This window comes from Bradyrhizobium yuanmingense (genome assembly GCF_025200905.1).
In the GTDB taxonomy this organism is placed as follows: Bacteria; Pseudomonadota; Alphaproteobacteria; order Rhizobiales; family Xanthobacteraceae; genus Bradyrhizobium; species Bradyrhizobium yuanmingense.
The window spans coordinates 2704466-2728964 of sequence record NZ_CP104173.1; the positions used below are offsets into that span (position 1 = coordinate 2704466).

Below are 24499 nucleotides of genomic sequence, written 5' to 3' on the forward strand. Positions count from 1 at the left end.
AGCCGTCGCCCCTCGCAAGAAGAGGAGAGCGCCATGTCCGTCACTGCCAGCTTCGATCTTCTGCTCCGGGGTGGCCGCGTGATCTGTCCGGCCTCCGGCGTCGATGGCCTCAAGGACGTCGCCATGCGCAATGGCAAGATCGCGGCGGTCGCATCCGACATTCTGCCGACCAGCGCGAAGGAGGTCGCCGATGTCAGCGGCAAGCTCGTGCTGCCCGGGCTGATCGACACCCACGCGCACGTCTATCAATATGTCTCCGGCCGTTTCGGCATGAACCCCGACATGGTCGGGGTGCAGTCCGGCGTGACCACGCTGGTCGACCAGGGCGGTCCGTCCTGCATGACGCTGCCGGGTTTCCGCCATTTCATCGCGGAAGCCTCGGCCTCGCGCGTCTATGCGTTTATCTCCGCCTATCTCGTCGGCGGCCTCGAGGGCCATTTCTATCCGCAGCTCTACAGCCCCGACGGCGTCGACATCGATGCGACCGTCAAGGCGGCAACCGCCAATCTCGATCTCGTGCGCGGCATCAAGGCCCATGCCGAGATCGGCGGCTTCGCGCGCTGGGGCATTCGCGTGATCGAGATGGCGGCCGAGATCGGCAAGCGCGCCGACCTGCCGGTCTATGTGCATTTCGGCCAGCTCTGGGGCCTGCCCGAGAGCGGCGCCAATGGCGAGGACGCCGACACCATCCTCACCCGCGTGATCCCGCTCTTGCGCGAGGGCGACATCCTCGCTCATCCCTTCACGCGCCATCCCGGCGGCTTCGTCAATCGCGAGGGCGAGGTGCATCCGGTGATCCAGGCCGCGCTCGACCGCGGCCTCAAGGTCGACGTCGGCCACGGCAGCCATTTCTCCTATCGGCTCGCGAAGAAGGCGATCGCCGCCGGAATCATTCCGACCACGCTCGGCGCCGACATCCACGGCTACAACACCCATGTGCCCGCGCCGGCCGGAACGCCCGACCAGCACGAGGACGATGAGAACCATCCCTTTGCCGGTCAGGCCAAGTTCAGCCTGGTCCAGGCGATGAGCTCGATGATGGCGCTCGGCCTGTCGCTGGAACAGGTGGTGCCGATGGTCACCTCCAATCCCGCAAAAATGCTTGGTCGCAGCCACGAGATTGGTGCGCTCAAGATCGGCATGGACGCCGACGTCTCCGTGCTCACGGAGAAAAACGGCCGCTTCGTCCTCAAGGACAACGAGAACAACGAGGTGATTGCCGAGCGCCTGCTGCAGCCAGCCTTCTGCCTGCGCGCCGGCACCCGCTTCGACGCGGTCGCGCCGATCCTGCCGCAGGCCGTCGCGGCATAAGGCCGGGCGGTGAAGGAGAACGCGAAGTTGCGCAGCGAGCGAGAATTTCCGGACGGAAAGACGGGGCAGGGCGTTGGCGCGCGGCTCCCGCGCAAGGAAGACGACCGCCTGATGCGCGGCCGCGGCCAATATGTCGGCGACGTCAGGCTCGCCGGCCTTCAAGACGTCGCCTTCGTGCGCAGCCCGCTGGCGCATGCGCGCATCCGCGGCATCCATGTGCCCGAACGCCATCGCGGCAGCGTGTTCACGGCGACCGATCTCGTCGGCATCAAGCCGATCCGTGCGGTGTCGGGCCTGCCGGGCTTCAAGATCTCGGAGCAGCCGGTGCTCGCCACCGGCAAGGTGCGCCAGGTCGGTGAGCTCGTCGCGATGTGCCTCGCGCCGACCCGCGCCGAGGCCGAGGACATCGCGGCCTCCGTGACGCTCGATCTGGAGGAGCTGCCGGCGATCCATGACATGCTGAAGGCGCGCGAGCCCGGCTCGGCGCTGGTGCACGAGCATTGGGGCGACAACGTCTTCCTGGAGACCAATTACGAGGTCGACATCTCCGCCGCGCTCGATGCGCCGATCAAGGTGACGCGCGAGATCTCGACGGCGCGGCAATGCATGTCGCCGCTGGAAGGCCGCGGCGTGGTCGCGAACTTCGACAAGAGGCTCGACCAGCTCACGCTGCATTCGGCGGCCCAGATGCCGCACATCACGCGCAGCGGCCTCGCCGAATGCCTCGACATGGAGGAGGGCCAGATCCGCGTCATCTCGCCCGACGTCGGCGGTGGTTTCGGTCACAAGGGAATTTTGCTGCCCGAAGAGGTCTGCCTGTCCTGGCTGACGATGCGCTGCGGCCATCCCGTCCGCTGGCTCGAAGACCGCCGCGAGCATCTCGTCGCCAGCTCCAATTGCCGCGAACATCATTACAAAATCACGGTCTATGCTGACCGTGACGGCACGCTGCGCGGCATCGATTGCGAAGCGACGGTGGATTCCGGCGCCTACTCGTCCTATCCGTTCTCCGCGTGTCTCGAAGCCGCGCAGGTCGCCAGCATCCTGCCCGGTCCCTACAAGATGCCGGCCTATCGCTGCCGCACCTTCTCGGTCGCCACCAACAAATGCCCGATCCTGCCCTATCGCGGCGTCGCGCGCACCGGCGTCTGCTTTGCGCTGGAATTGATGCTCGACCTCGTGGCGGCGAAAGCCGGCCTAGAGCCCGGCGAGGTGCGGCTGCGCAATCTGGTGCGCCCTGAACAGATGCCGTTCGACAACATCACCAAGAAGCATTTCGACAGCGGCGATTATCCGGAAGCGATGCGCCGCGCGCTCGCGGCCATCGACATCGACGCCATCCGCGCCAGGCAAAAGCAGGGCGAGGCCGACGGCCGCCGCATCGGCGTCGGCATCTCCATCTATTGCGAGCAGGCCGCGCACGGCACCTCGGTCTATTCCGGCTGGGGCATCCCGATGGTGCCGGGCCATGAGCAGGCCTCGGCGCGCCTGACGCCGGACGGTGGCCTTGAACTGCGCATCGGCGTGCACTCGCACGGGCAGGGCATGGAGACGACGCTCGCCCAGGTCGCGCACGAAATCCTCGGCGTGGATGTCGCAAACATCCGCATCGTCCTCGGCGACACCGCGATGACGCCCTATTCGACCGGCACCTGGGGCTCGCGCTCGATGGTGATGGCGGGTGGTGCGGTCGCGACGGCCTGCCGCGAACTCGGGGAACGTGCGCGCCGCATCGGCGCGAAACTCTTGCAGCACGATCCGGCCTCGGTGGTGTTGCAGAATGGCGAGGTGCGCGGCGTCAACGGCAGCGTCAGCCTGAAGGCGATCGCCCACACCTGGTACCGCCGCCCGCAGGATTTGCCGCCAGACGTCGATCCCGGCGGGCTCGAGGTCACCCAAGGCTACAAGCCCGTGCGCGACAGCGGCACCTTCAGCTATGCCGCGCATGCAGCCGTGGTCGCGGTCGATCCTGATATCGGCGAGGTCGAGATCCTCGACTATGTGATCGTCGAGGACGGCGGCGTGCTGGTCAATCCGCTCGTCGTCGACGGCCAGATCTATGGCGGCCTCGCGCAAGGCATCGGCACCGCGCTCTACGAGGAAATGCCGTTCGACGCCTCCGGCCAGCCGCTGGCGACGACGCTCGCGGATTACCTGCTGCCCGGCCCGACCGAGGTCCCGGCCGCGCGCCTCGACCACATGGAGACGCCGTCGCCCTATACGCAATTCGGGGTGAAGGGCATCGGCGAGGGCGGCGCCATCGCACCGCCCGCCGCAATCGCCAATGCCGTCAACGACGCGCTGCGCCCGCTCGGCGTCGAGCTGATGCAGTCGCCGATCACGCCGCATCGCATCGTCGCGGCGGTGCTGGCCGCGCGTGCGGCTGAGAGGAGCGCGGCATGAAACCGGCGCCCTTTGCTTACGAGCGCCCGCGCGATCTCGATGCGGCTCTCTCGATGCTGGCCGCAAGCGGCGGATCGGCGAAGATCATCGCCGGCGGCCAATCGCTCGGCCCGATGCTCAATCTGCGGCTGGTGCAGCCGGAGCTGATTATTGACATTTCCGGCCTTGCCGAGCTCAAGCGCGCAGAGGTCTCCGGCGACGAGCTCGTGCTGGGCGCCCTCGTCACCCATGCCGATATCGAGGACGGCCGCACGGCCGACGTGACCCGCGGCGCCATGCGGGCTGTCGCTGCCAACATCGCCTATCGCGCGGTCCGCAATCGCGGCACGATCGGCGGCTCGCTCAGCCATGCCGATCCCGCCGCGGACTGGATCTCGGCGCTGGCGGCCCTGGGTGCGCGCGTGACATTGCGCAGTCTTGCCGGTGTGCGATCGATGGCGGTCGAAGCGTTTGTGGTCGGTGCGCTGGAATCTGCGCTGCATGCCGGCGAGATCGTCGAGGCGGTCCATGTGCCGGCGCGATCAGCGACGGCGCATTGGGGTTATGCCAAGAGCTGCCGCAAGACCGGCGAATTTGCCCACGCGATCGGTGCGGTGCTGGTCGATCCCGCCGCCGCCGCGGCGCGTATCGTCATCGGTGCAATCGACACGGCGCCGATCGTCGTCACGAATGCCGAGCTGTTCGGCGGGCGGATCGCCGCCGACTACAAGCAGCGTTTCGATGTTCGTGTCGCCGATGCCCTGCTCGCAAGCGCCGGCATCGACGATGCCGCGCAGCGCCACATCCATGTCAGCGTGCTGAAGCGCGCCGTTCTGGAGGCCGCGGCATGACCACGATCGCGCTTCAGGTCAATCGCCGCGCGGTGGAGCTGCACGCGGAGCCGCGCACCAGTCTTGCCGATTTCGTCCGCGACAGGCTCGATCTCACCGGCACGCATCTCGGCTGCGAGCACGGGGTCTGCGGCGCCTGCACTGTGCTGCTCGACGGCGTGCCGGCGCGCTCCTGCATCACCTATGCGGCGGCCTGCGAGGGCGCCGATGTCACCACGATCGAAGGCCTCGACGAGGACGAGATCACGACCGAGCTGCGCGCTGCCTTCACCCGCGAGCACGCGCTTCAGTGCGGCTATTGCACGCCCGGCATGCTGGTCTCGGCGCGCGACCTGGTGCTGCGTCTGCCCGACGCCGACGAGCGCCAGATCCGCATTGGCCTCAGCGGCAATCTCTGCCGCTGCACAGGCTATGTCGGCATTGTGCGCGCGGTGCAGTCCGTGATCGAGGCAAGGCGCGCGCGCAACGTCGCGCCGGTGGCGGATGGAGGCCGGACCGTCCTTGGTCCTGCCGGCTCGGGGCGAGCGGCAACCGCCCGGAACGAGCTGCGGCCCGCGCGGCACGCGCCAGCTCCGGCACCGGAAAGTGCCACCCCAAGCAGCATCCCCGACTTCACGCCGGCAACCGTGCTCGATCAGCGCTTCACGTTGCCGTATCCGCCGGCAAAGGTGTTCGCGATGTTCGAGGACATCGCAGGCATCGCCGCCTGCCTCCCTGGCGTATCGCTGTCGTCGACGCCAAAGCCGGAGCGCGTCGAAGGATCGATCCGCGTCAGGCTCGGTCCGATCGCAGCAAGCTTCGAGGGGGCCGCGCGTGTCGAGCGGGATCCCGCGACACTCTCGGGGCGCATCGTCGGCATCGGTACCGACCAGCGCAGCCATTCCGCGACGCAGGGCGAGATCCGTTACCGCCTGCTGCCGCTCGAAGGCGGCGCGGCGACCGCGGTCGAACTGTCTATCGGCTACACGCTCACGGGAATGCTGGCTCAGGTCGGTCGTCCCGGCCTGGTGCGAGACCTTGCAAAACGTCTCGTTGCGGAGTTCGCCGCCAATCTCGACCGCCACATGTCCGGCGCCTCGTCGGGGCAGGCAGGTCCGGCGGAGCTCAGCTTCTGGTCGATTGCATCGGACGTCTTGCGAGCCCGGCTCGTGCAAACATTTCGCCGCACCTTCGGAAGAGGTGGCGCGGAATGATCGGCGAACCGGCGCCGCGGAGTGACGAAGCCTGGACTGCCCTGACATCAACAGCGTGGGATTTGGAGAGACAAACATGACACGAACACTCGGACTGGTTCCGGCAATCGCGTTGGCGACGGCCTTGTTCGGCGGCGCCGCGGGGGCGCAGACCATCAAGATCGGCGTCAACGAGCCGCTCACCGGCGCGTTCGCGGCCTCAGGCACTTACGTCGTTAACGGTGCCAAGATCGCCGCCGACGAGATCAACGCCAAGGGCGGCATCCTCGGCAAGAAGATCGAGCTCGTCATCGAGGACAACAAGAGCAACCCGACGGAGGCCGCCGCCGTCGCCGAGAAGCTCATCACAAGCGACAAGGTGCCGGTCCTGATGGGCGCCTGGGGCTCGAGCCTGACGCTCGCGGTGATGCCGAAGCTGATGGAATACGAGACGCCGATGGTGGTGGAGACCTCGTCCTCCGGCAAGATCACGACGACGGGCAATCCCTTCATCTTCCGCATCTCGCCGCCCTCCGCGATCGAGGCGGCCGCGTTCAAGAACATCGTCGACAAGCTCGCGCTGAAAAAGGTCGACTTCCTTGTCATCAACAACGACTGGGGCCGCGGCACCGCCGAGGATTTCAGCAAGATGATGAAGGAGAAGGGCATCGGCATCGGCCTGGTCGAGACCATGGACCAGGGCGCGCAGGACATGAGCGCGCAGCTGTCCAAGATCAAGAGCTCGGACTCCGAGACCGTCATCGTCACCACCGCCGTCGACCAGCTCACGCTGATCTTCAAGCAGGCCGCCGCGCTCGGCCTGAAGAAGCGCATCATCACCACCGGCGGCTCGCAGAACCCGGACCAGATCATCGCCCAGGCGGGAGCGGCCGCCAACGGCACCATGCATCTGACCACCTTCCTGCCCTGGTTCCCGGACAAGACGCCGAACCCGGAAGCCACCAACTATTTCATCGCGGAATGGAAGAAGCGCGGCTTCGACTTCGCCGGCTGCACCGAGAGTTTTCGCGGCTATGACGGCATCCGCACCGTCGCCGCCGCGATCGAGAAGGCCGGCAAGGCCGAGCCTGCCGCGATCAAGGCGGCGCTCTGGAACATCAACATCAAGGGGCTGAACGGCGACATCGTGTTCCGCAAGTCGGGCCCCGAGGGCAAGGAAAGCGGTCAGAGCCAGCCGAATGTCTATCTCATCGAGATCGCCGACGGCAAGATCGAGATGAAGACGCTCTGACGCGCTTGTTCGCAGGCGAGGGCGGTACGTCACCGCTCTCGCCGAATACGGACTAATCGGGAACAATCTTGAGCGAATTCCTTCAGCATCTGATCAACATGCTCGTGCTCGGCGGCACCTATGCGCTGCTGGGTATCGGGCTGACCTTGATCTTCGGCATCATGAACGTCGTGAACTTCACGCATGGCGTGCTCTACACGTTCGGCGCCTACATCATGTTCATCGTGGTGCAGCAGTTCGGGCTGAACTTCTTTCTCGCGCTACCCGTGGCCGTGCTGGCCGGATGGCTGCTGGGTGCGGCCATCGAATTGACCTTGCTGCGTCCCCTGCGCGGCTCCGACATCGACACCACCATGCTGGTGATGATCGGCGCCTGGATCGCGATGCAGTCGGGCACGCTGTGGATCTGGGGCGGCGTCGCGAAATCCGTAGCGACGCCATTCCCGGAGGCGCCGCTGGTGCTCGGCCCGGTCTCCGTCTCATGGCTGCGCCTGTTCGTGCTCGCCGCTGCGGCCATGTTGATCCTTGTGACGTATCTGCTCATCAACAAGACCAGCCTCGGCCGCGCGATGCGGGCGACGTTCCAGGACCATGACACGGCGTCGCTGATGGGCGTGAACGTCGACATGATCTACACCTCGACCTTCGCGATCGGCTCTAGCCTCGCCGCTGCCGCGGGCGCGCTGCTCGGGCCGGTCTACGTGATCTTCCCGCAGATGGGCGATCTCGCCGCGGTCAAGGCTTTCGCCATCGTCATCCTCGGCGGCCTCGGCAACATCACGGGCGCGGTGATCGGCGGCTTCATCCTGGCGCTGGCCGAGGAGCTCGGCGCCGGCTACGTCTCGTCCGGCTACCGCGATGCCATGGGCTTTCTCATCATCATCGCGGTGCTGATCTTCCGGCCGACCGGCCTGTTCGCGCGCGCGGAGCGCGTCGGATGAAGACGATCGTCACCATTCTCGCCGTCGCGGCGCTGGCCTCGGTGCCGCTCTGGCTGCGCGATCCCTATCTGCTCAACGCGCTGATCACGACCGGCATCTTCGTCATCGGCGCGATGAGTCTCAATCTGCTGCTTGGCTTCACCGGCCAGCTCAGCCTCGGCCATATCGCCTTCTTCGGCATCGGCGCCTATGTCAGCGCACTGACATCGCTCGGCTTCGACATCGGCCTGCTAGGGGGTTTTCGTCTTGTCCACACACCATGGCCGCCGATCGTAGGCTTCGTGCTGGCAATTTTGATTGCAGGATTGTGCGGCTATTTCGTCGGTCTGTTGTCGTTCCGCGTTCGCGGAGCCTATTTCGTCATTGTGACGATCTCCTTTGCCGAGGTGGTCCGGCTGGTCGCGCTGAACTGGGTCGAGCTGACGCAGGGTCCATTGGCGCTGACCAACATCCCGTCCATCGCGTTGCCCTTGCCCGGCTTTGGCGAGCTGACGCTGCGCACGAAGTTCCACAACTATTATCTCGTCCTGGTCGTTGCGCTCATCGCCTATCTCCTGATCGCGCGCCTCGTTCATTCCCATTTCGGCCGCTCCATGCGTGGCCTGATGGAGAACGAAACGCTCGCCGTCTCGGTCGGCATCGACGTGACCAGGACGCTGACGATTGCTGCGGTGATCTCCGCCGCGATCGCCGGCGCGGCCGGGAGCCTCTATGCGCACTACATCCGGATCATCGATCCCGAAGTCTTCGCCTTCATCAACACCGTCACCATGGTGATCATGGTCATCAGCGGTGGCAAGGGCTCGCTGGCGGGTCCCGTCGTCGGCGGCCTGATCTTTGGCCTGCTGCCGGTGGCGCTACGGCCTGTGATGGCACCGGAAGCGCAGTGGATCGCCTATGGCGGTGTGCTGATCGCCATCCTGTTCGTGTTGCCGCGCGGCATCGTGCCGTCGCTGGCGCAGCGGTTGACCCGGCGACGGAGCGGGACGACGGCGCTGGCGCCGGTCGCGCTCACTGAAACCGGCGCCAAGGAGCCGGCGTGATGACCGCGCGCAGCATCGCCATGACCATCGATCAGGTCGCGGTCCGCTTCGGCGGGCTGGTCGCGATCTCCGACATGAGCTTTGAGGTCGGCGAGGGCGAGATCGTCAGCCTGATCGGGCCGAACGGCGCCGGCAAGACCACCGCCTTCAATGTCATGACCGGTTTCCTGACGCCGAGCGCAGGCCGCGTCAACTATCGCAACACTGCGCTCGCCGGATTGAAGCCGCACGAGATCGCCGATCTCGGCCTGATCCGCACCTTCCAGCGCACCAGCGTATTCCCGAACGACACCGTCTATGACAACCTCCTGATCGGCCTGCACCGGCAGGGCCGGGTCCGGCTGCTCGACGCCATCCTCGGCTTGCCAGGCGCGCGCGCCTCGGAGCGCAAGCTGCGGCAGCGCGCGAGCGAGCTGCTCGAGTGGGTCGGGCTCGAACGCCGCGCCCACGATGCGGCGGGCTCGCTCTCCTACGGCGAGCAGCGCTTGGTCGGTGTCGCGCTGGCGCTGGCGGCGGAGCCGTCGATGCTGCTGCTCGACGAGCCCGTCTCCGGCATGAACGCCTCGGAGACGCACCGTTTCGTCGAGCTGATCCGTGGCATCCGCGACCGCGGCATCACGATTTTGCTGGTGGAGCACGACATGCCGATGGTGATGACCGTCTCGGATCGCATCGTGGTGCTCAACTATGGCCGCATCATCGCCGAAGGGACGCCCGATGTGATCCGCAACGATCCTGCTGTCATCGAAGCCTATCTTGGACATGGAGCAGGACGTGCTTGAGATCCGCGACATGGTCTGCGGCTACGGTGGCGTCACCGCGCTGCGCGGCATCTCGCTTGACGTGAAGGCCGGCCAGCTGGTCGCCCTGATCGGAGCCAACGGCGCCGGCAAGAGCACGACGCTGCGCGCGATCTCCGGCCTGGTGGCGCCGCGCTCGGGCCAGATGAAGTTTGAGGGCATCGACATCACCGGCGCGAAGCCGCCGCGCGTGCTGGCGAGCGGCATCGCGCATTGCCCGGAAGGGCGGCGCGTGTTTCCGCATATGAGCGTCGAGGAAAATCTCGATATGGGCGCTTACCTCCGGCGTCGTTCGGGCGAGATCGCGGCCGACCGCGACCGTATCTACTCGGAATTCCCGCGGCTCGCCGAGCGGCGCCGGCAGGCGGCGGGCACGCTGTCGGGCGGCGAGCAGCAGATGCTTGCGATCGGCCGCGCGCTGATGTCGCGGCCGCGCCTGATCATGTTCGACGAGCCGTCGCTCGGGCTCGCCCCCAATATCGTCGAGCGCACCTTTGCGATCATCCGCGGCATTCGCGATGCCGGCACCACGGTGCTGCTGGTCGAGCAGAACGCCTTCGCTGCGCTCGAGATGTGCGACCACGCCTATCTGCTCGAGAACGGCCGCATCGTGCTATCGGGCGCCGGCAGCGAGCTGATCGCGAACGAGCATGTGCGCAAGGCCTATCTCGGTGGGTGACGAGGCCGGGTGGATTGCCGTCTGCGATCTCGACCGGTTGAAGGCGGAGACGATCGTCCGCGTCGCCGGGCGCGACCTGCTCGTGATCTGGAACGAGGGCGACGTCGTCGCCTGCGAACGTGCATGCCCGCACGAGCAGGCGGATCTGGCCTTGGGGCAGGTGACGGCCGGGCGCCTCAATTGTCCCCGCCATGCGGCGTCGTTCGATTTGCGCGATGGCGCAATCACCGCGGGATGGCCGAGCCGGCCGCTGCGGCTTTATCCGGTGCGGATCACGGGCGAGCGAATCTGGATTGAGATGCAGGAGCGGCAGCCGGGGCGATGATGACATCATGCCCCTGTTTTGCCCGACGAGTCAAAGCGGAAGGCGGTGTCGATCGACCCTCAAACAATTCGCCTTTGCAAACAACGACATCGCTACTGTGCATGGGGTTGTTTTTCGCACTTTTAGTCCAGCAGCCGCCGCGCGGCCTCCACCAGGACTCCGTCCGGCCGGCGCAGAGCCTCGAGAATGGTGAAATGGTCGGCGCCTTCGACCGAGATGAGCTTGCCCGGCGCTCCCGCCGCCACGCGCTTGTCGAAGAGATTGATGGAATCGCAGACGAGCGCCGGCAGCTCGCTGCTGCCATAGGCGATGTCGAGACGCTTCCGGGTGACGGGCAGGCGCAGTGGCGACAGCGTGGCGATCTCCGCGTCCGTCAGCTTCAGCGCCTCGTTCAGCCCCGTATCGCGGATCGGCGCGAGATCGTAGACGCCCGAGAGCGCGAGCCCCGCATGGACACGCGGATGATCCAGCGCCATTGCGACGAGATGGGCGCCAGCGGACCAGCCCGACAGCACGACCGGTCCGGCAACGCCGTAGGACGCGCCGTGCGCCGCGAGCCAGTCGAGCGCGCGCGGGATCTCGGCGACGATGTCGGTGAGGGACACCTCGGGCGCCAGCGAATAGCCGGGAATCGCAACCGACCAGCCATGCGCGGCGACGCCTTCGACCAGCATCGCGAACAGCTCGCGCGAGTTGCGCTGCCAGTAGCCGCCGTGCAGGAACACCAGGCAGGGCGCATCAGGCTTTGCGGCCGGGTAGAGGTCGATCTTGTTATTCGCCCGCTCGCCGTAGGGCAGGTCGAGATGGGACTTGAGCGAGCCCCGCAGCCGGCTTGAGGCTTCGTTGCGCTCGGCGATCAGGGCCGGGCTGTTCTTGACCGCCGCGTTGTTGTCATAGGCGGCACTGCGTTCCACCCGAGACAGCTCGGACCACCGGTCGCGGGGGTCGAGCGGTCGAATTGTCGAATGAGCGTTCTCAACCATGGGAGTCTCCGTTTGCGTCAGGCACTGCGCAAGATCGCTTCGATCTCTTGCGCTGCTGCGAGGAGCGAGCGGTCTTGCCCGCGCGCCGCGATGATTTGAAGGCCGAAGGGAAGCCCGCGCCGATCCGTTCCGCACGGAATCGAGATCGCCGGCAGGCGGGCATGATTGACGAAGGGCGTGAACACCGCGTGGGCCCGCGGGCTTGCCGGCTTTCCGCCGATCATATCAGGGCCGAGCTGCGTCAGCGGCCAGGCGACGCAGGGGACGGTCGGCGCCAGCAGCAGGTCGATTTCGGTGAAGAACGCTGCGAAGGCATTGGCGATCGCGGTGCTCGCGAGCAGCGCTGCGGCGACCTCCGCACCCGACCAGGAGAGACCTCGCTCGATCTGCTTGGCGATGTCGGGATCGAAGACAGTCGGATCGTTGCGAAAGCGTTCGCCGTGGAGTGCTGCGAGCCCCGCATGCTGCAGCGGCATGATCGCATCCTCCGTGGCGCCTGCCGGCCAGGCGGGATCGCGTCGTGTAATGTGCAAACCTGCTGCGGAAAGCCGGTCGACGGCGGCGGCGAGGCCATTCGCGACGACGTCGTCGATCGCGACGTCGAGACCAAGGCGCGGCGAGAACGCGATGCGCTGACTGCCGATGTCTTTGGCTTGCTGCACCACGACGGCAGACTCCGGATCGCGCGGATCGGCGCCGGCCATGGCTTCAAACGCCAGCGCGATATCGGCCGCGTCCAATGCGATCGGCGCGATGACGGAGAGGCCGAAGAAGGGCTCGGCGAAACCTGGCCCATAGGGGATCGCGCCGTAGGACGGCTTGAAGCCGGCGACGGCGACATGGGCCGGCGGCCTGCGGCTGGAGCCGCCCGCATCGGTGCCGATCGCCAGCGGCACCAGGCCGGCCGCAACCGCTGCGGCCGGGCCGCCGGATGAGCCGCCGGGCGTCAGCGCGGAATCGAGCGGATGTCGCGTCGGCCCGTATAGTTGCGAGGTCGTCACGCCCTTGCAGGCGAACTCGGAGGTCGCGCCGATGCCGACGACAACGACACCGGCCTTGCGCAGCCGCTCGACCGCGATGGCATCGCGCGGCGCGATGAAATCGCAGAATAGGCGCGAGCCCTGCGTCACGCGCCAGCCGCCGACCCAGATGTTGTCCTTGACGATCACGGGAACGCCGGCGAGCGGCATGATCTCGCCCATACGCAGGCGATCATCGACCGCCGCAGCATCCGACAGCGTGCGCGCAGGATCGATCGTGACGACCGCGTTCAAGGCCTTGGCGACCTCGATGCGGCCGAGCGCTGCTTTCGCAGTCTCGACGGCATTGGTCCGCCCGGCGCTGACGTCGGCGGCGATCTCGCGCGCGCTATTTGTCCGCGTTGTCATGGCCTCCCCAGATCAACGCCAATGTACCGCCGAGGGCAAGGCACGCCAGAGCGAAGAAGGCCATGCCGAGGCTGGCCACGCCATCCAGGATCGACACCAGCGCGGGCGCGGCAAGGAGACCGGCATAGGACGCGGTCAGCACCGCGCCGGTGGTCTCGCCGATCCGGTCCTGCGGGGCGAGGCGGGCGATCTCGGCGACAAAGACGCCGTTCCAGCCCGACGCCGTCAGGCCGAACAATGCGGCAATGATGAATTGTCCGCTGCGGCCGAGCGAAGCGCCATTCAGGCCGAGCAGCGCGGCGCAGAAGGCCATGCCGAGGCCGATGACGACGAGGACGGCGCGCGAGGCATCGAGCCGCATGGCGACATAGCCCCAGCCGAGACGGCCGATCAGGCCGCCGGCTTGCGCGCAGGCGAGCGCCATGCCGGATTCGATATGGCTGAGGCCGAGCTCGCGTGTGCCGAGCGTGACGAAGACCGTGTTGAGCGACACCTGCGTCGCGCTGAACGGCATCGAGGCCAGCGCCAGCATCGCGATCCGCCGGTCCGCGATCACCAGCGCCACCCGCGCGCGGAGATCGAGCTTTGGCGGCGGGGCGACCTTGCCGGCATAGGCCGGCCGCAACCGTTCGAACAGCGCGATCGCCAGTAGCGCCAAGGCAGCAACGGCCGCATAGCACCAGACCGGTCCGAACGCGATGGCGATCGCGGGCAGGGCCAGCGAGCCGCAAACGGCGCCGATCTGGTTGCCGGTCTGGCGCACCGAGAACACGAAGGCGCGCCGCTCGGCAGTGACGAGCCGCGCCAGCAGCGCCGCGCTCGCCGGCGTCTCCGGCCCCATGGCGAGGCCGATGCAGAGGCCCGCGGCCAGCAGGGCGGCGCTCGTTCCGAGCGAAGCCAGGGCCATGCCGACGACGATGGCCGCCGCGCACAGGCTCGCGATCCGCAGCGAGCCCAGGCGCGCGATGAAGCCGCCGCCCCAGAACGAGGCGGGGATGCCGACCGCGAACACCGCGGCGGAGAACATCGAGAGCTGCCAGACCTCGATATGGGCGCGCGGGGCGACCACGCCGGGCGCGAACAAGGCCAGCGCGACCAGGGCCTGCAGCGCGGTCATCGCGCCCAGGGCCGGCAGCAGCGCGGGCGCTGGCCGAGCGGCCGTGTTTCCGTCTACCATGGCAACGTGCTCATGGGAGGAACATTGTGGCAGGCGGTATTTCCATTCACGCGGTCGATGTGGCGAGCGGGCGCCCGGCGCAGGGGCTGCGCGTCGAGATCTGGCGGATCGATCCGGATTCCCAGCGCATCGCCGGCGGGCGGCTCGGCGCCAACGGCGTGCTCGATCATGCCGTTGCGCAAGGTGCCGGTGTGACGGAGGGCGCGTACGAGGTGCTGTTTCATCTCGGCGAATTCTTTGGCGAGCGCGACGGCTTCCTCACCGTGACGCCGTTCCGCTTTCGCATCAAGAACGTTGACGAGCATTTTCATCTGCCGTTGAAATTCACGCGCTGGGGCTATTCGCTGTTCCGCGGCGCCTGATCAGTTCGTCAGCCGCCGCGACAGGCCGGTGACGCGCTCCATGACCGCGACCAGCGCGACGGTGGCGATAATCAGCACGCCCGAGAGGGCGGCGATGGTGACGTCCAGCTTGCCTTCGAGATCCTGCCACATCCGGATCGGCAGCATGTCGGTGGCGGCATCGCGCAGGAACAGCGACACCGGTACGTTGTCGAAGGACGACATGAAGGCGATGAAGGCGCCGGCGATGATGCCGGGCCGGATCAGCGGCAGCACGATGCGGCGGAACGTGTAGAGGCGGCTCGCGCCGAGCACGGCCGAGCTTTCGAGCAGGGTCGGCTCGAGCTGGGCCAGCGCTGCGACCGTGTTGCGCACGACATAGGGCACGCAGACCACGGTGTGGCCGATCACCAGCGTCAGCGGCGACACCGGCAGGCCGACCAGCGAGAACAGCATCAGGGCGGCAAGGCCGAAGGCGAGCGCGGGCAGCACCAGGGGCGACATGAAGAGCGAATCGAGCAGCCGCGCCGACAGTGTCCGCGAGCGCGAGATCGCGAGCGCCGCGGCGACGCCGAGGGTAACGGACAGGCCGGTCGCCCACATCGCAACGATCAGGCTGTTCTTGGCGGCGAAGTGCAGCTGCCAGGCATTCCACAGCTCAACGTACCAGCGCAGCGAATAGCCCGGTGGCGGGAAGCGCAGCGAGAAGCCGCTGGTGAAGGAGACGATCAGCACCACGAGCGAGGGGGCGATGATGATGAGAAGCGCGATCATCGCGATCACGGTCATGACGAGCTCGAAGCTGATCGCCTCGAGCGTGCGCTTGCGGCCGCTCATCATGCGCCTCCATAGCCGCGCGACATGCGGCCGAGCGTGGTGAAGACCGAGACGACCGCGAGCACGGCGAGCAGGAAGATGATCGAGATCGCAGCCGCGAACGGCCAGTTCTGCAGCGTCGAGGCCTGCTGGTAGAGATACATCGGCATGAACAGCATCTGTCCGCCGCCGATCAGCGACTGGGTGATGAAGGCGGTGATCGCGGCGGCATAGGTCAGCGTGCAGCCGGCGATGACGCCCGGAAGCGACAGTGGCAGCACGATCCGGAAGAAGGTGCGCCAGCTTCCGGCGCCGAGCGAACAGGAGGCGTCGTCGAGATTGGGATCGATGCGGCTGAGCGCGGTTATCAGCGGCAGCGTCATCAAGGGCATCTGCACCTGCGCCAGCGCGATCACCACGCCGAACTGGGTGTAGAGCAGTTTCAGCGGGGTATCGATCAGGCCGAGCGATTGCAGCGTCGCGTTGATGATGCCCTGGCGACCCAGGATGACGATCCAGGCGAAGGTCCGGACCACGACGCTGGTCAGAAGCGGCAGCAGCACGATCAGGATGATGACGGTCTGAAGCTTTGGCCCGACCCGCTGATACAGCCAGGCGATGGGAAAGCCGAGCACGAGGCAGACGGCCGTCACTTCGGCGCCCAGCAGCAAAGTCGAGCCGAGCACGCCGAGGCTGAAGGGATCGGTGAGGAAGTGCAGATACTGGCCGAGCCCCCAATGGAGCCCGGCCGTGTCGTTGTGCAGCGAGAGCCAGAACAATTGCAGCAGCGGCGCGACGAAGAAGACCAGGAAGAACAGCGCCAGCGGCGCTGCCAATCCCATTCCGTAGGACGTCACGTCCCGTGCTGCCGGCGCTGCGCCCATGGCTCGAACCTCGAGGTTTTAGATCTAGATCTCGCGGTTGAAGCGTTCGATCCAGGCCGAGCGCTGCTCGTTGATCTTCTTCCAGTCCTGGAACACGAACTTCTTCTTCAGCTCGGCGGTGTCCTTGGCCAGCACACGTGCGATCTCGCCGCCCATCGTCACCTTTGAATTGGTCGGCACGATCAGGTAGGGCGGGTTCATCAGCGTGGTCTGCACCTCCGGCGTCAGCGCCGCCTCGATCAGCTTGAAGGCGAGCTCGCGGTTCGGCGAGTTCTTGACGATGTGGATCGTTGTCTTGAAGGCGATCGCGCCTTCCTTCGGCGCCACGAACTCGACCGGCACGCCACGCGCTTTCAGGATCTGGATGGCGTTGAAATTGCCGGGCGAGATGTCGATCTGGCCCTGCTGGAACAGGGTCGCGAGCGCGCCGGGATTGGCGGCGACCGCGGCGAGATTGGGCTTGAGCTCCTCCAGTGCCTTGAAGCCCGGATCGACATTGGCCTCCGAGCCGCCGCGCATCTTGGCGATCTCGACCAGCCAGCCGGTGCCGAGTGTCGAGTTGAGGTTGGTGATGCCGACGCGGCCCTTGAATTCCGGCTTCCAGAGATCGGCCCATGACGTTGGCGGCGTCTTGACCGCTTCCGGATTGTAGGTGAGGCCGACGACCTGGAAGAACGGGGCGGGGCCCATCGGTTCCTGTGCCTCGGCGATCAGGTCCTTGTAGTAGGCGCTCTTCTCGACGGGATAAGGCTCGACCAGATCCTGGCCGACGGCGACGAGGGCAGGACCGGGATCGTGCAGCATGACGTCGATCGGCGGATTTGCTTTCGCTGCGTTGACCTTGGCGATCTGGTCGACAGAGAGCATGGGATCGAGCACCATCGCGGCGTCCGCATTGGCTTTGCGGAACGCCGGCACCAGCACGGCCTTGTGCGCTTCCTCCCAGCTGCCGGTGAAGGTCGCAAACACCAGCGGACGCGCCTGGGCGTAGCTCAGGCCTGGAAACGCCTTCATGGCCCCGAGCGTGAGCGCCGTGGTCAGCAGGCTTCTGCGATTCATGATCATATCAAACTCCCCTCTGGACAAGGACTGGATCTAAAGCGTTGCGGGAAAGGCGTTGGCGAGCGATGGGGCGAGCGGCGCGAGGCGCACCGCAGCGCCGTTCTCCAGGGCGCGCGTCTCGCCGATGCGCGCCTGAGAAACTTTGACGCCGGAGCCGTCGGCGGTGGTGACCTCGTGCACGACGGTGGCGCCCAGCGGCAGCGACATGCCAACGACGCCGGCAAAGCCGGTCTCGTCGCCGACGAATTGCAGGTGCTCGGGGCGGATGCAGACGGTGACGCGGCCCCCCTCGCTGAGCGCACCGCCTGCGGGACGCGCGATGATCTCCGCGCCGGCATCGAGGCGCACTTTCGCTGCCGTGCGGTCCGCTGAGACCACAATGCCGGGCATGCGGTTGGTGGAGCCAACGAAGGTGTTGACGAACAGCGTCTGCGGACGGTCGTAGACATCCGATGGCGAGCCGAACTGCTCGAGCTTGCCATGGCTCAGCACGGCGACACGATCGGCCATCGACAGCGCTTCTTCCTGGTCGTGTGTCACGATCAGCGTAGTGATGCCGGAGACGCGCTGCAGCCGCTTGACCTCGATCTGCATGTCCAGCCGCAAATTCTTGTCGAGCGCGGCGAAGGGCTCGTCGAGCAGCAGGATCGACGGCTTGATCGCGAGCGCTCGGGCGAGCGCAACGCGCTGCTGCTGGCCGCCGGAGAGCTGCCGCGGCAGCCGCTCGGCCATAGCCGGTAGCTGCACCAGCTCGAGCAGGCGCTGCGCTTCGCGCTGGCGCGTCGCCTTGTCGATGCCGCGGGCGGCGAGGCCGTAGGCGACGTTCTCGCTGATCGACAGGTGCGGAAACAGCGCGTAGTTCTGGAACACGATGCCGACGGCGCGTTTGTTCGGCGGCAGCGCATCGACGATGTCGTCGCCGATGATGATCCTCCCTTGCGTCTGCGCGATGAAGCCGGCGATGATGCGCAGCAGCGTTGTCTTGCCGCAGCCGGACGGACCCAGCAGCGCAATGATCTCGCCGCCCTTGATGTCGAGATTGATGTTCTCGACCGCAAGCGCGCCACTCGGATACCGGTGGGTGACCGCATCGACGACAAGCGATCGGCTGCTTGGCGCATCAACCATGGTGTTGCCTCCCGTTGCCCCAGAGGAGAAAGCAAGTCTCGTGCCCGCGACTGTCGCTTTTCGCGGAGCGTTTTGGCATGGTGACCCCATGACATCGGATCGATCGATATGCGACCTCACGGCGACAGAGCTCGCGCGCGCCATTGCAAGGCGCGAAGTGTCCTCCCGCCAGGCCGTCGAAGCGCATCTGGCGCGGATGGCGAGCCTCGACAGCCGATTGGCGGCATTCGTGACGGTGGATGCGGATGGTGCCCGCCGTGCAGCGCAGATGTGCGATGCCGCCTCTGCGCCGATGGGCCCGCTGCACGGCGTGCCCATTGCGGTCAAGGACCTCACTGACACTGCGGGACTTGCGACGACTTACGGATCCCTGCTGTTCGGCGATCACGTCCCGGCCGAGGATGATCTCGTCGTGGCGCGGCTGCGGCGTGCCGGCGCGGTCATTCTGGGCAAAACCAACACGCCGGAGTTCGGCTTCGGCGCGGTCTGCACCAACAGATTGCGCGGGCCGACACGCAACCCCTTCGATCCGGCGCTGACCTCCGGCGGATCGTCCGGCGGCTCTGCCGTCGCGGTCGCATCCGGCATGGTGCCGCTGGCGCACGGCACCGATTTCGGCGGCTCGGTGCGCACGCCCGCCAGCTTCTGTGGTGTCGCCTCGATCCGGCCGACACCCGGCCGCATTGCATCGCCGCGCCGGCCGCTCGGCTGGGACATGCTGGCGACCCACGGCTTCCTCGCCCGCGGTGTCGATGATCTCGAACTCGCGTTGTCGGTCTGCGCCGGAGACGATGCGAATGATCCGCTCTCGCTCGGCAGTACCGATGATGATCGACCAGTCCCCGACCGTGCCCGGATTGCGGTCACGCCCGATTTCGGTGTGGCGCCCGTTGCGCGCGAGGCTCGTGCCCGCTTCGCGGCGGCGTGCGAGGCGCTCGCGCGTGTCGCCGATGTCGTGCCGTCCTCGCCGGATTGCGGCGGGGCGATCGAAACCTTCCGCACCTTGCGCGCCGCGCATATCGCCAACGCTTACGGCGAGTTGCTGAGAACGCGGCGTGCGGAGCTCACGCCGACGGTGATCTGGAATATCGAAGCCGGCGCAAAACTGTCCGCGCAGAACTACCTCGACGCCGAGCGGCGCCGCACCGCGATCTACCGCAGCTTTCGCCAGCTGTTCACTCGCGCCGATTTCCTGGTCGCGCCGGCTGCGTCGGTCTTGCCCTGGCCGAATCAAATCGCCGACGTCACGGCCATCGATGGGGCCGCGCTGGAGACGCCGATCGACTATCTCGCCGTGACCTTCATCGTGTCGCTGGTCGGCTTCCCGGTGCTGACCGTGCCGGTGCCGTGCGGGGAGAATGAGCTGCCCTTCGGCATGCAGATCATCGCGCCGCCGGGATGCGAATCCCGCTTGTTTGCCTTCGGCCGCGTGCTCGAGAACGAACTGGGTTTTTCGCATCGCCGGCCGCCTCTCTGATCAGCTGTCGCGATGCTCGAGCCGGGCGGCGAGCGCATCGGCAAGGCCGATGGTCGGCTTGGCGGCGGGGCGGCGGAAGGTGCCGGCCACGGCCTTGCGTAAACGCAGCGCATGCAGCGCCTCGGCTTGCTTCACTGAAGCTATGACCTGATCGACCACGGGGACGGGGATCCGGTCGGCGACGCGCTCGGCAAGGCCCGAGAGCGGGGCGCCGGCAAAGATCAGCACATCGGCCTCGTCCTCGACGATGGCGCGCCGGGCGAGCTCGACCAGCAGGTCTTCCTTCTCGGTGCCGACCTCGGAGATCGCCTGAAACGGCGTATCCAGCATGCGGATGCCGGCGCAGCGCTCCCACAGCCCGTGGGCGCGGACGCATTCCTCGTACCAGGGCCCCAGCGCCTGCGCGAAGGTGACGATGGCAAAGCGGCGTCCGGCCATGCACGCGGTCAGCATCGCGGCTTCCGCCATGCCGACCACGGGAATGTCGAAGGTCTCGCGCGCGGCGAACAGGCCGGGATCGCCGAAGGCCGCGATGATCGCGGCGTCGACCTTTTTGTGCTGCTCGGCAAGCATCTCCAGCGCGATGGCGCCGCCGATCTGCGCTTCGGTGCGCGTGGCGATATAGGGCACGCCGCGGGTCGCGGTGCAGGGGATCAGCTCGGTGCCTTTTGAGGCGGCGCGCCGCCCGACGCCCAGCATCAGCTGCGTGACCTCGGTGCTGGTATTTGGGTTGAGCAGGAGCAGCTTCATGATCACGCCGCCGGCCGCTTGGCCTGAGAGGCGGCGAGGACTTCCAGCAGCGCCGTGCCGGTCCGCGCGACGTGCGCGCCGAGCAGCCGGCCGGCCGCTTCGCCGTCGCGCGCTTCGAGCGCAGCCAGGATGTCGGCGTGCTCGTCGACCGAATTGCTCCAGCGCCTGTCGGCGCCGAGCGCGAGATAACGCGCACGTTCGGCACGCGAGATCAGCGTCTCGTGCGCCTCGCGCAGCGGCGTATTGCGCGCCATGCGGACGATGGTGTTGTGGATTTCGCCGTTGATGGCGAAATAATCGTCGAGCTTGCCGCTGCGGTGATGACCCTCCATCCGGGTCTGCAGCGTGCGCAGGCGGGCGAGATCGCGTTCGGTGGCACGCTCCGCGGCGAGCTCGGCGGCGAGCCGCTCGATGCCGGCGAGCGCCTCGAACAATTCCGAGATGCCGTCGACCGCGATATCGGCGATGCGCGGGCTGCGGTTCGGACGCAGCTCGATCAAGCCCTCCGCCGCCAGCACCTTCATCGCCTCGCGCAAGGGCGTGCGCGACACGCCGAGCTCCTTCGACAGCTTGGTCTCCTGAGTCTGCGAGCCCGGCGGCAGCTCGCCGCGAATGATCATCGTCCGCATCCGCGCGGCGGCGCGCTCATGCAGGCCCATCCGCTTGAGCTTGGGCGACTTTCGCGCCGGGTTCGTTTCGGATTTTTGCTGCACGCGAGGCTTCCTGCTTGCAACTCATCCTAGCCATACCGAGCCGAACGCGATGCTCAAATAGGCGACGTATGTGGCGTAAAACAAATGCATATCGAACAAATTGTATGCAGTATGCAAATTGCGGGTTGCGCACGGCGCCGGGGATGCCGATGATCGTTTCGAGGGAGCGTTTGATGCTCCCTGCGGCAACGGAGCGACTGTGATCGATGTCAGCCATGCGCAAGCGCCTCGGCATGATCACGCCGTCCTCCAACTCGGTGCTCGAGCCCGTCACCAGCGCCATGCTGGCGGGCACCCCCGGCGTCACCGCGCATTTCTCTCGCTTCCGCGTCACCCAGATCGCGCTCGATGCCGCCGCGCTGAGCCAGTTCGATGCCTCGGTGATGTTGCCGGCGGCAGATCTGCTGGCCGATGCCAAGGTCGACGCGATCGCCTGGAACGGAACGTCCGCAAGCTGGCTCGGCATCGGCCGCGACCGCAGCCTGTGCGAGGCGATCACGGCCCGCACAAATGTGCCGGCAACGACATCGACCCTGGCCTGCATCGATGCCGCCTGCGCGCTCGGCGCCAGGCGCGTCGGCCTGGTCTCGCCCTATACCGACGACGTGCAGCGGCGCATTGCCGACGTCTGGGCTGAGGAGGGGATCGCCCCGCATGCCGAGCGGCATCTCGGCTTGCGCGACAACTTTTCCTTTGGCGAAGTCGCGCCGTCGACGATCACGGATATGATCCGCGCCGTGGCGGCGGAGGGGACTGACGCGATCGTCATCCTCTGCACCAATCTCGATGGTGCGGCGCTTGCGGCCACGCTGGAGCGGGAGCTGGATATCGCCGTGCTCGATTCGGTCGCGGTGACGCTGTGGCGGACCCTCTGCCTCGCCGGCGGCGATGTGACGGCCCTTGCGCAATGGGGACGGATCTTCCAGACAATGCCAAATATCAGGTGACGGAGACATCAGTGACGCAGCTCGACCTCGCCATCCGCGGCGGCACCATCGTGACGGCCAGCGACGAGTTTCGCGCTGATATCGGAATTCGCGACGGCCGCATCGTCAGCATCGCCGATAGCATCGCGGGCGCGGCGCGCGAGATCGATGCGTCGGGCCTATTGGCGCTGCCGGGCGGCATCGACAGCCACGTCCATATTTCCCAGCCCTCGGGCCCCGACGTGGTGATGGCCGACGATTTTGCCTCGGCGACGCGCGCAGCCGCAGCCGGCGGCAACACCATGGTGCTGCCCTTTGCGCTGCAGGAGAAAGGCACCTCGCTGCGCAGCTGTGTCGAGAACTATCGCAAGCTCGCCGAAGGTGAGTGCTACATCGATACGGCCTTCCATCTCATCATCTCCGATCCGACTGCCGTGGTGCTCGGGCAGGAGCTGCCGGCGCTGGTCAAGGACGGCTACACCTCGTTCAAGGTGTTCATGACCTATGACGACCTCGTGCTCAGCGACAAGCAGCTGCTCGAAGTGTTCGAGGTCGCGCGCCGCGAGGAGGCGCTGGTCATGGTCCATTGCGAGGGCTACGACGCCATCCGTTTCCTGACCAGCAAGCTGGAGCGCGAAGGTCATATCGCGCCGTATTATCACGGCACCTCGCGGCCGCAGGCGGTCGAGCGCGAGGCGACGCACCGGGCCATCAGCCATGCCGAGCTGATCGGCGTTCCCATCATGATCGTGCACGTCTCCGGACGCGAGGCGATGGAGCAGGTACGCTGGGCGCAGCAGCGCGGTCTGCCCGTTCATGCCGAGACCTGCCCGCAATACATCACGCTGACGGCCGACGACATGAAGGGCCTCAACATGGACATTACGGGCGCGAAATACGTCTGCTCGCCGCCGCCGCGCGATGTCGAGAGCCAGGAGGCGATCTGGGAGGGCATTACGTCGGGTGTGTTCCAGACCTTCTCGTCCGATCACTGCCCGTTCCGCTACGATGATCCCAAGGGCAAGCTGACGCCGAACGCCCGTACCTCGTTCCGCTGGGTGCCGAACGGCATCCCCGGCGTCGAGACGCGGCTGCCGATCCTGTTCTCCGAAGGCGTCTCGAAGGGCCGCATCACCCTGCAGAAGTTCGTCGAGCTGACCGCGACCAACCACGCCCGCATCTACGGTCTCTATCCCCGGAAGGGCTCGATCGGCGTCGGCTTCGATGCCGACATCGTTCTCTGGGATCCCAAGTTGAAGAAGCCGATCCGGCAGGCCGATCTGCATCACGGCGCGGATTACACGCCCTGGGAAGGTTTCGAGGTTACGGGATGGCCGGTGACGACGATCGCGAGGGGAGAGGTGGTCTGCAGCGAGGGCCGGATCGTCGGCGCCAAAGGCGCAGGCCAGGTGCTGAGCCGGGGCAAGTCGAGCCTGATCTGATCCGGCTCGACACGCCGCCATCGCGCTTCAGAAGGTCGCGGCCATTGCAGCGAGACGTTGATGGGCCCGTTCGCGGGCGGCATCGATCGGCGCTTGTGGTCCCGTGGTTGGACCGATCAGGACGAAGCGGACATTGCTGATCCCGATGAAGCGCAGGATCTCCCGTAAGTAGGGCGTTGCCATATCGATACGGCCGCGGTTCATGCCGGTGGCAAAATCGCTGCCGCTGGCGATGATCACCAGCGTCGGCCGGTCCTTGAGCAGCGGCAGATATCCCTGCGACGGATCGAACCGGAAGGTGAGACCGGGCTGGACGATGATGTCGAACCACTGCTTGAGCTTGTAGGGAAGGCCGAAGTTCCACATCGGGGTCGAGATCAGCACCCGGTCGGCGAGCGAGAAGCGCAACGCCATTCGCTCGGCCTCGGCAAAGCTGTCGCGCTGCGCATCGGTGAAGACCTGAGCCTTCATGCGCGCGTATTTGGCCTCGACGATCGGACCTGTGAATTCCGGCATCCGTTCACGCCAGATGTCCACGACATCAATGTCCCAATCCGGCCGGGCCTGGCGGAAGCCATCGAGAAAGAGCCGCGCGCCGGCTGTCGATTCGGCCTCGGCGCGCGGCGAGCAGGACAAGTGCAGGAGCTTTGCCACAG

Annotated in this window: 24 protein-coding genes; 14 read left to right on the forward strand and 10 right to left on the reverse strand. The window is 66.7% G+C overall.

Translation table 11 applies throughout. The features are described from left to right. Positions 1–33 precede the first annotated feature (33 nt). The 10 genes from N2605_RS12605 (at position 34) to N2605_RS12650 (ending at position 10756) form a co-directional block, all read left to right on the forward strand. Entirely contained in the window at positions 34–1311 is a 1278-nt protein-coding gene (locus N2605_RS12605) for an amidohydrolase/deacetylase family metallohydrolase (RefSeq protein WP_260346747.1), read from the forward strand. Between the two features lie 9 nt (positions 1312–1320). Next, the gene (locus N2605_RS12610; RefSeq protein ID WP_260346749.1) at positions 1321–3714 is read left to right on the forward strand and encodes a xanthine dehydrogenase family protein molybdopterin-binding subunit; all 2394 of its coding nucleotides are present in this window, start codon (positions 1321–1323) and stop codon (positions 3712–3714) included. Next, positions 3711–4544, forward strand: coding sequence for an FAD binding domain-containing protein (locus N2605_RS12615; RefSeq protein ID WP_225155759.1), 834 nt, complete (start codon positions 3711–3713; stop codon positions 4542–4544). Before N2605_RS12610 ends, N2605_RS12615 begins: the two co-directional genes overlap by 4 nt. Then, positions 4541–5737, forward strand: coding sequence for a xanthine dehydrogenase family Fe-S subunit (locus tag N2605_RS12620; protein WP_260346753.1), 1197 nt, complete (start codon positions 4541–4543; stop codon positions 5735–5737). The genes N2605_RS12615 and N2605_RS12620 overlap by 4 nt, the downstream gene beginning before the upstream one ends. A 76-nt stretch (positions 5738–5813) precedes the next feature. Continuing rightward, positions 5814–6968, forward strand: a complete 1155-nt coding sequence (locus tag N2605_RS12625; protein WP_036004998.1) for an ABC transporter substrate-binding protein — start codon at positions 5814–5816, stop codon at positions 6966–6968. Between the two features lie 68 nt (positions 6969–7036). Then, a complete protein-coding gene (locus N2605_RS12630) occupies positions 7037–7909 on the forward strand; it encodes a branched-chain amino acid ABC transporter permease (protein ID WP_036023707.1) in 873 nt (290 codons plus the stop codon). Continuing rightward, positions 7906–8952, forward strand: a complete 1047-nt coding sequence (locus N2605_RS12635) for a branched-chain amino acid ABC transporter permease (RefSeq protein ID WP_225114758.1) — start codon at positions 7906–7908, stop codon at positions 8950–8952. The genes N2605_RS12630 and N2605_RS12635 overlap by 4 nt, the downstream gene beginning before the upstream one ends. After that, complete coding sequence (locus tag N2605_RS12640; RefSeq protein WP_260346757.1) at positions 8952–9734, forward strand: ABC transporter ATP-binding protein; 783 nt, start codon at positions 8952–8954, stop codon at positions 9732–9734. The genes N2605_RS12635 and N2605_RS12640 overlap by 1 nt, the downstream gene beginning before the upstream one ends. Further along, on the forward strand, positions 9727–10431 hold the full coding sequence (locus N2605_RS12645; protein WP_036005223.1) for an ABC transporter ATP-binding protein: 705 nt from the start codon (positions 9727–9729) through the stop codon (positions 10429–10431). The genes N2605_RS12640 and N2605_RS12645 overlap by 8 nt, the downstream gene beginning before the upstream one ends. After that, the gene (locus N2605_RS12650; RefSeq protein ID WP_425248844.1) at positions 10424–10756 is read left to right on the forward strand and encodes a Rieske (2Fe-2S) protein; all 333 of its coding nucleotides are present in this window, start codon (positions 10424–10426) and stop codon (positions 10754–10756) included. The genes N2605_RS12645 and N2605_RS12650 overlap by 8 nt, the downstream gene beginning before the upstream one ends. Positions 10757–10878: 122 nt before the next feature. On the opposite strand, the gene N2605_RS12655 is transcribed toward N2605_RS12650, so the two are convergent. From N2605_RS12655 to N2605_RS12665, 3 genes are read right to left on the reverse strand one after another with little or no spacing between them, the layout of a single operon-like run. Then, positions 10879–11739, reverse strand: coding sequence for an alpha/beta hydrolase (locus N2605_RS12655; protein ID WP_260346759.1), 861 nt, complete (start codon positions 11737–11739; stop codon positions 10879–10881). 17 nt (positions 11740–11756) lie between these two features. Next, complete coding sequence (locus N2605_RS12660; protein WP_260346761.1) at positions 11757–13127, reverse strand: amidase; 1371 nt, start codon at positions 13125–13127, stop codon at positions 11757–11759. After that, positions 13108–14304: an MFS transporter gene (locus N2605_RS12665; RefSeq protein ID WP_260346762.1), complete on the reverse strand. Its 1197-nt coding sequence runs from the start codon at positions 14302–14304 to the stop codon at positions 13108–13110. Before N2605_RS12665 ends, N2605_RS12660 begins: the two co-directional genes overlap by 20 nt. Positions 14305–14330: 26 nt before the next feature. On the opposite strand from N2605_RS12665, the gene N2605_RS12670 reads away from it, so the two are divergent. Next, complete coding sequence (locus N2605_RS12670; protein WP_225149404.1) at positions 14331–14666, forward strand: hydroxyisourate hydrolase; 336 nt, start codon at positions 14331–14333, stop codon at positions 14664–14666. Here N2605_RS12670 and N2605_RS12675 read toward each other — a convergent pair whose 3' ends face one another. From N2605_RS12675 to N2605_RS12690, 4 genes are read right to left on the reverse strand one after another with little or no spacing between them, the layout of a single operon-like run. Further along, a complete protein-coding gene (locus N2605_RS12675; protein ID WP_192893449.1) occupies positions 14667–15482 on the reverse strand; it encodes an ABC transporter permease in 816 nt (271 codons plus the stop codon). Further along, positions 15482–16345, reverse strand: a complete 864-nt coding sequence (locus N2605_RS12680) for an ABC transporter permease (protein WP_225137938.1) — start codon at positions 16343–16345, stop codon at positions 15482–15484. Before N2605_RS12680 ends, N2605_RS12675 begins: the two co-directional genes overlap by 1 nt. A 24-nt stretch (positions 16346–16369) precedes the next feature. Continuing rightward, positions 16370–17410 carry an ABC transporter substrate-binding protein gene (locus N2605_RS12685; RefSeq protein ID WP_260346767.1) on the reverse strand — a complete coding sequence of 347 codons (1041 nt, stop codon included), beginning with the start codon at positions 17408–17410 and terminating at the stop codon, positions 16370–16372. A gap of 30 nt (positions 17411–17440) precedes the next feature. Continuing rightward, positions 17441–18535 (reverse strand): ABC transporter ATP-binding protein, encoded by a 1095-nt coding sequence (locus N2605_RS12690; protein WP_260346769.1) that lies wholly within the window; start codon positions 18533–18535, stop codon positions 17441–17443. 88 nt (positions 18536–18623) lie between these two features. Between N2605_RS12690 and N2605_RS12695 the strand changes: the two genes are divergently transcribed. Continuing rightward, the gene (locus tag N2605_RS12695) at positions 18624–20012 is read left to right on the forward strand and encodes an amidase (RefSeq protein ID WP_260346771.1); all 1389 of its coding nucleotides are present in this window, start codon (positions 18624–18626) and stop codon (positions 20010–20012) included. Here N2605_RS12695 and N2605_RS12700 read toward each other — a convergent pair whose 3' ends face one another. Both N2605_RS12700 and N2605_RS12705 read right to left on the reverse strand, forming a co-directional pair. After that, positions 20013–20762, reverse strand: coding sequence for an aspartate/glutamate racemase family protein (locus N2605_RS12700; RefSeq protein ID WP_260346773.1), 750 nt, complete (start codon positions 20760–20762; stop codon positions 20013–20015). Positions 20763–20764: 2 nt separating this feature from the next. Then, positions 20765–21475 carry a GntR family transcriptional regulator gene (locus N2605_RS12705; RefSeq protein ID WP_225137947.1) on the reverse strand — a complete coding sequence of 237 codons (711 nt, stop codon included), beginning with the start codon at positions 21473–21475 and terminating at the stop codon, positions 20765–20767. A gap of 206 nt (positions 21476–21681) precedes the next feature. Between N2605_RS12705 and N2605_RS12710 the strand changes: the two genes are divergently transcribed. Next, a complete protein-coding gene (locus N2605_RS12710; protein ID WP_036023749.1) occupies positions 21682–22422 on the forward strand; it encodes a maleate cis-trans isomerase family protein in 741 nt (246 codons plus the stop codon). Continuing rightward, positions 22383–23843 (forward strand): dihydropyrimidinase, encoded by a 1461-nt coding sequence (hydA, locus tag N2605_RS12715; protein WP_260346776.1) that lies wholly within the window; start codon positions 22383–22385, stop codon positions 23841–23843. Before N2605_RS12710 ends, hydA begins: the two co-directional genes overlap by 40 nt. A gap of 27 nt (positions 23844–23870) precedes the next feature. Here the strand turns inward: hydA and N2605_RS12720 are convergent, their stop codons facing one another. Further along, positions 23871–24497 (reverse strand): FMN-dependent NADH-azoreductase, encoded by a 627-nt coding sequence (locus tag N2605_RS12720; RefSeq protein WP_109144212.1) that lies wholly within the window; start codon positions 24495–24497, stop codon positions 23871–23873. Positions 24498–24499: the final 2 nt, after the last annotated feature.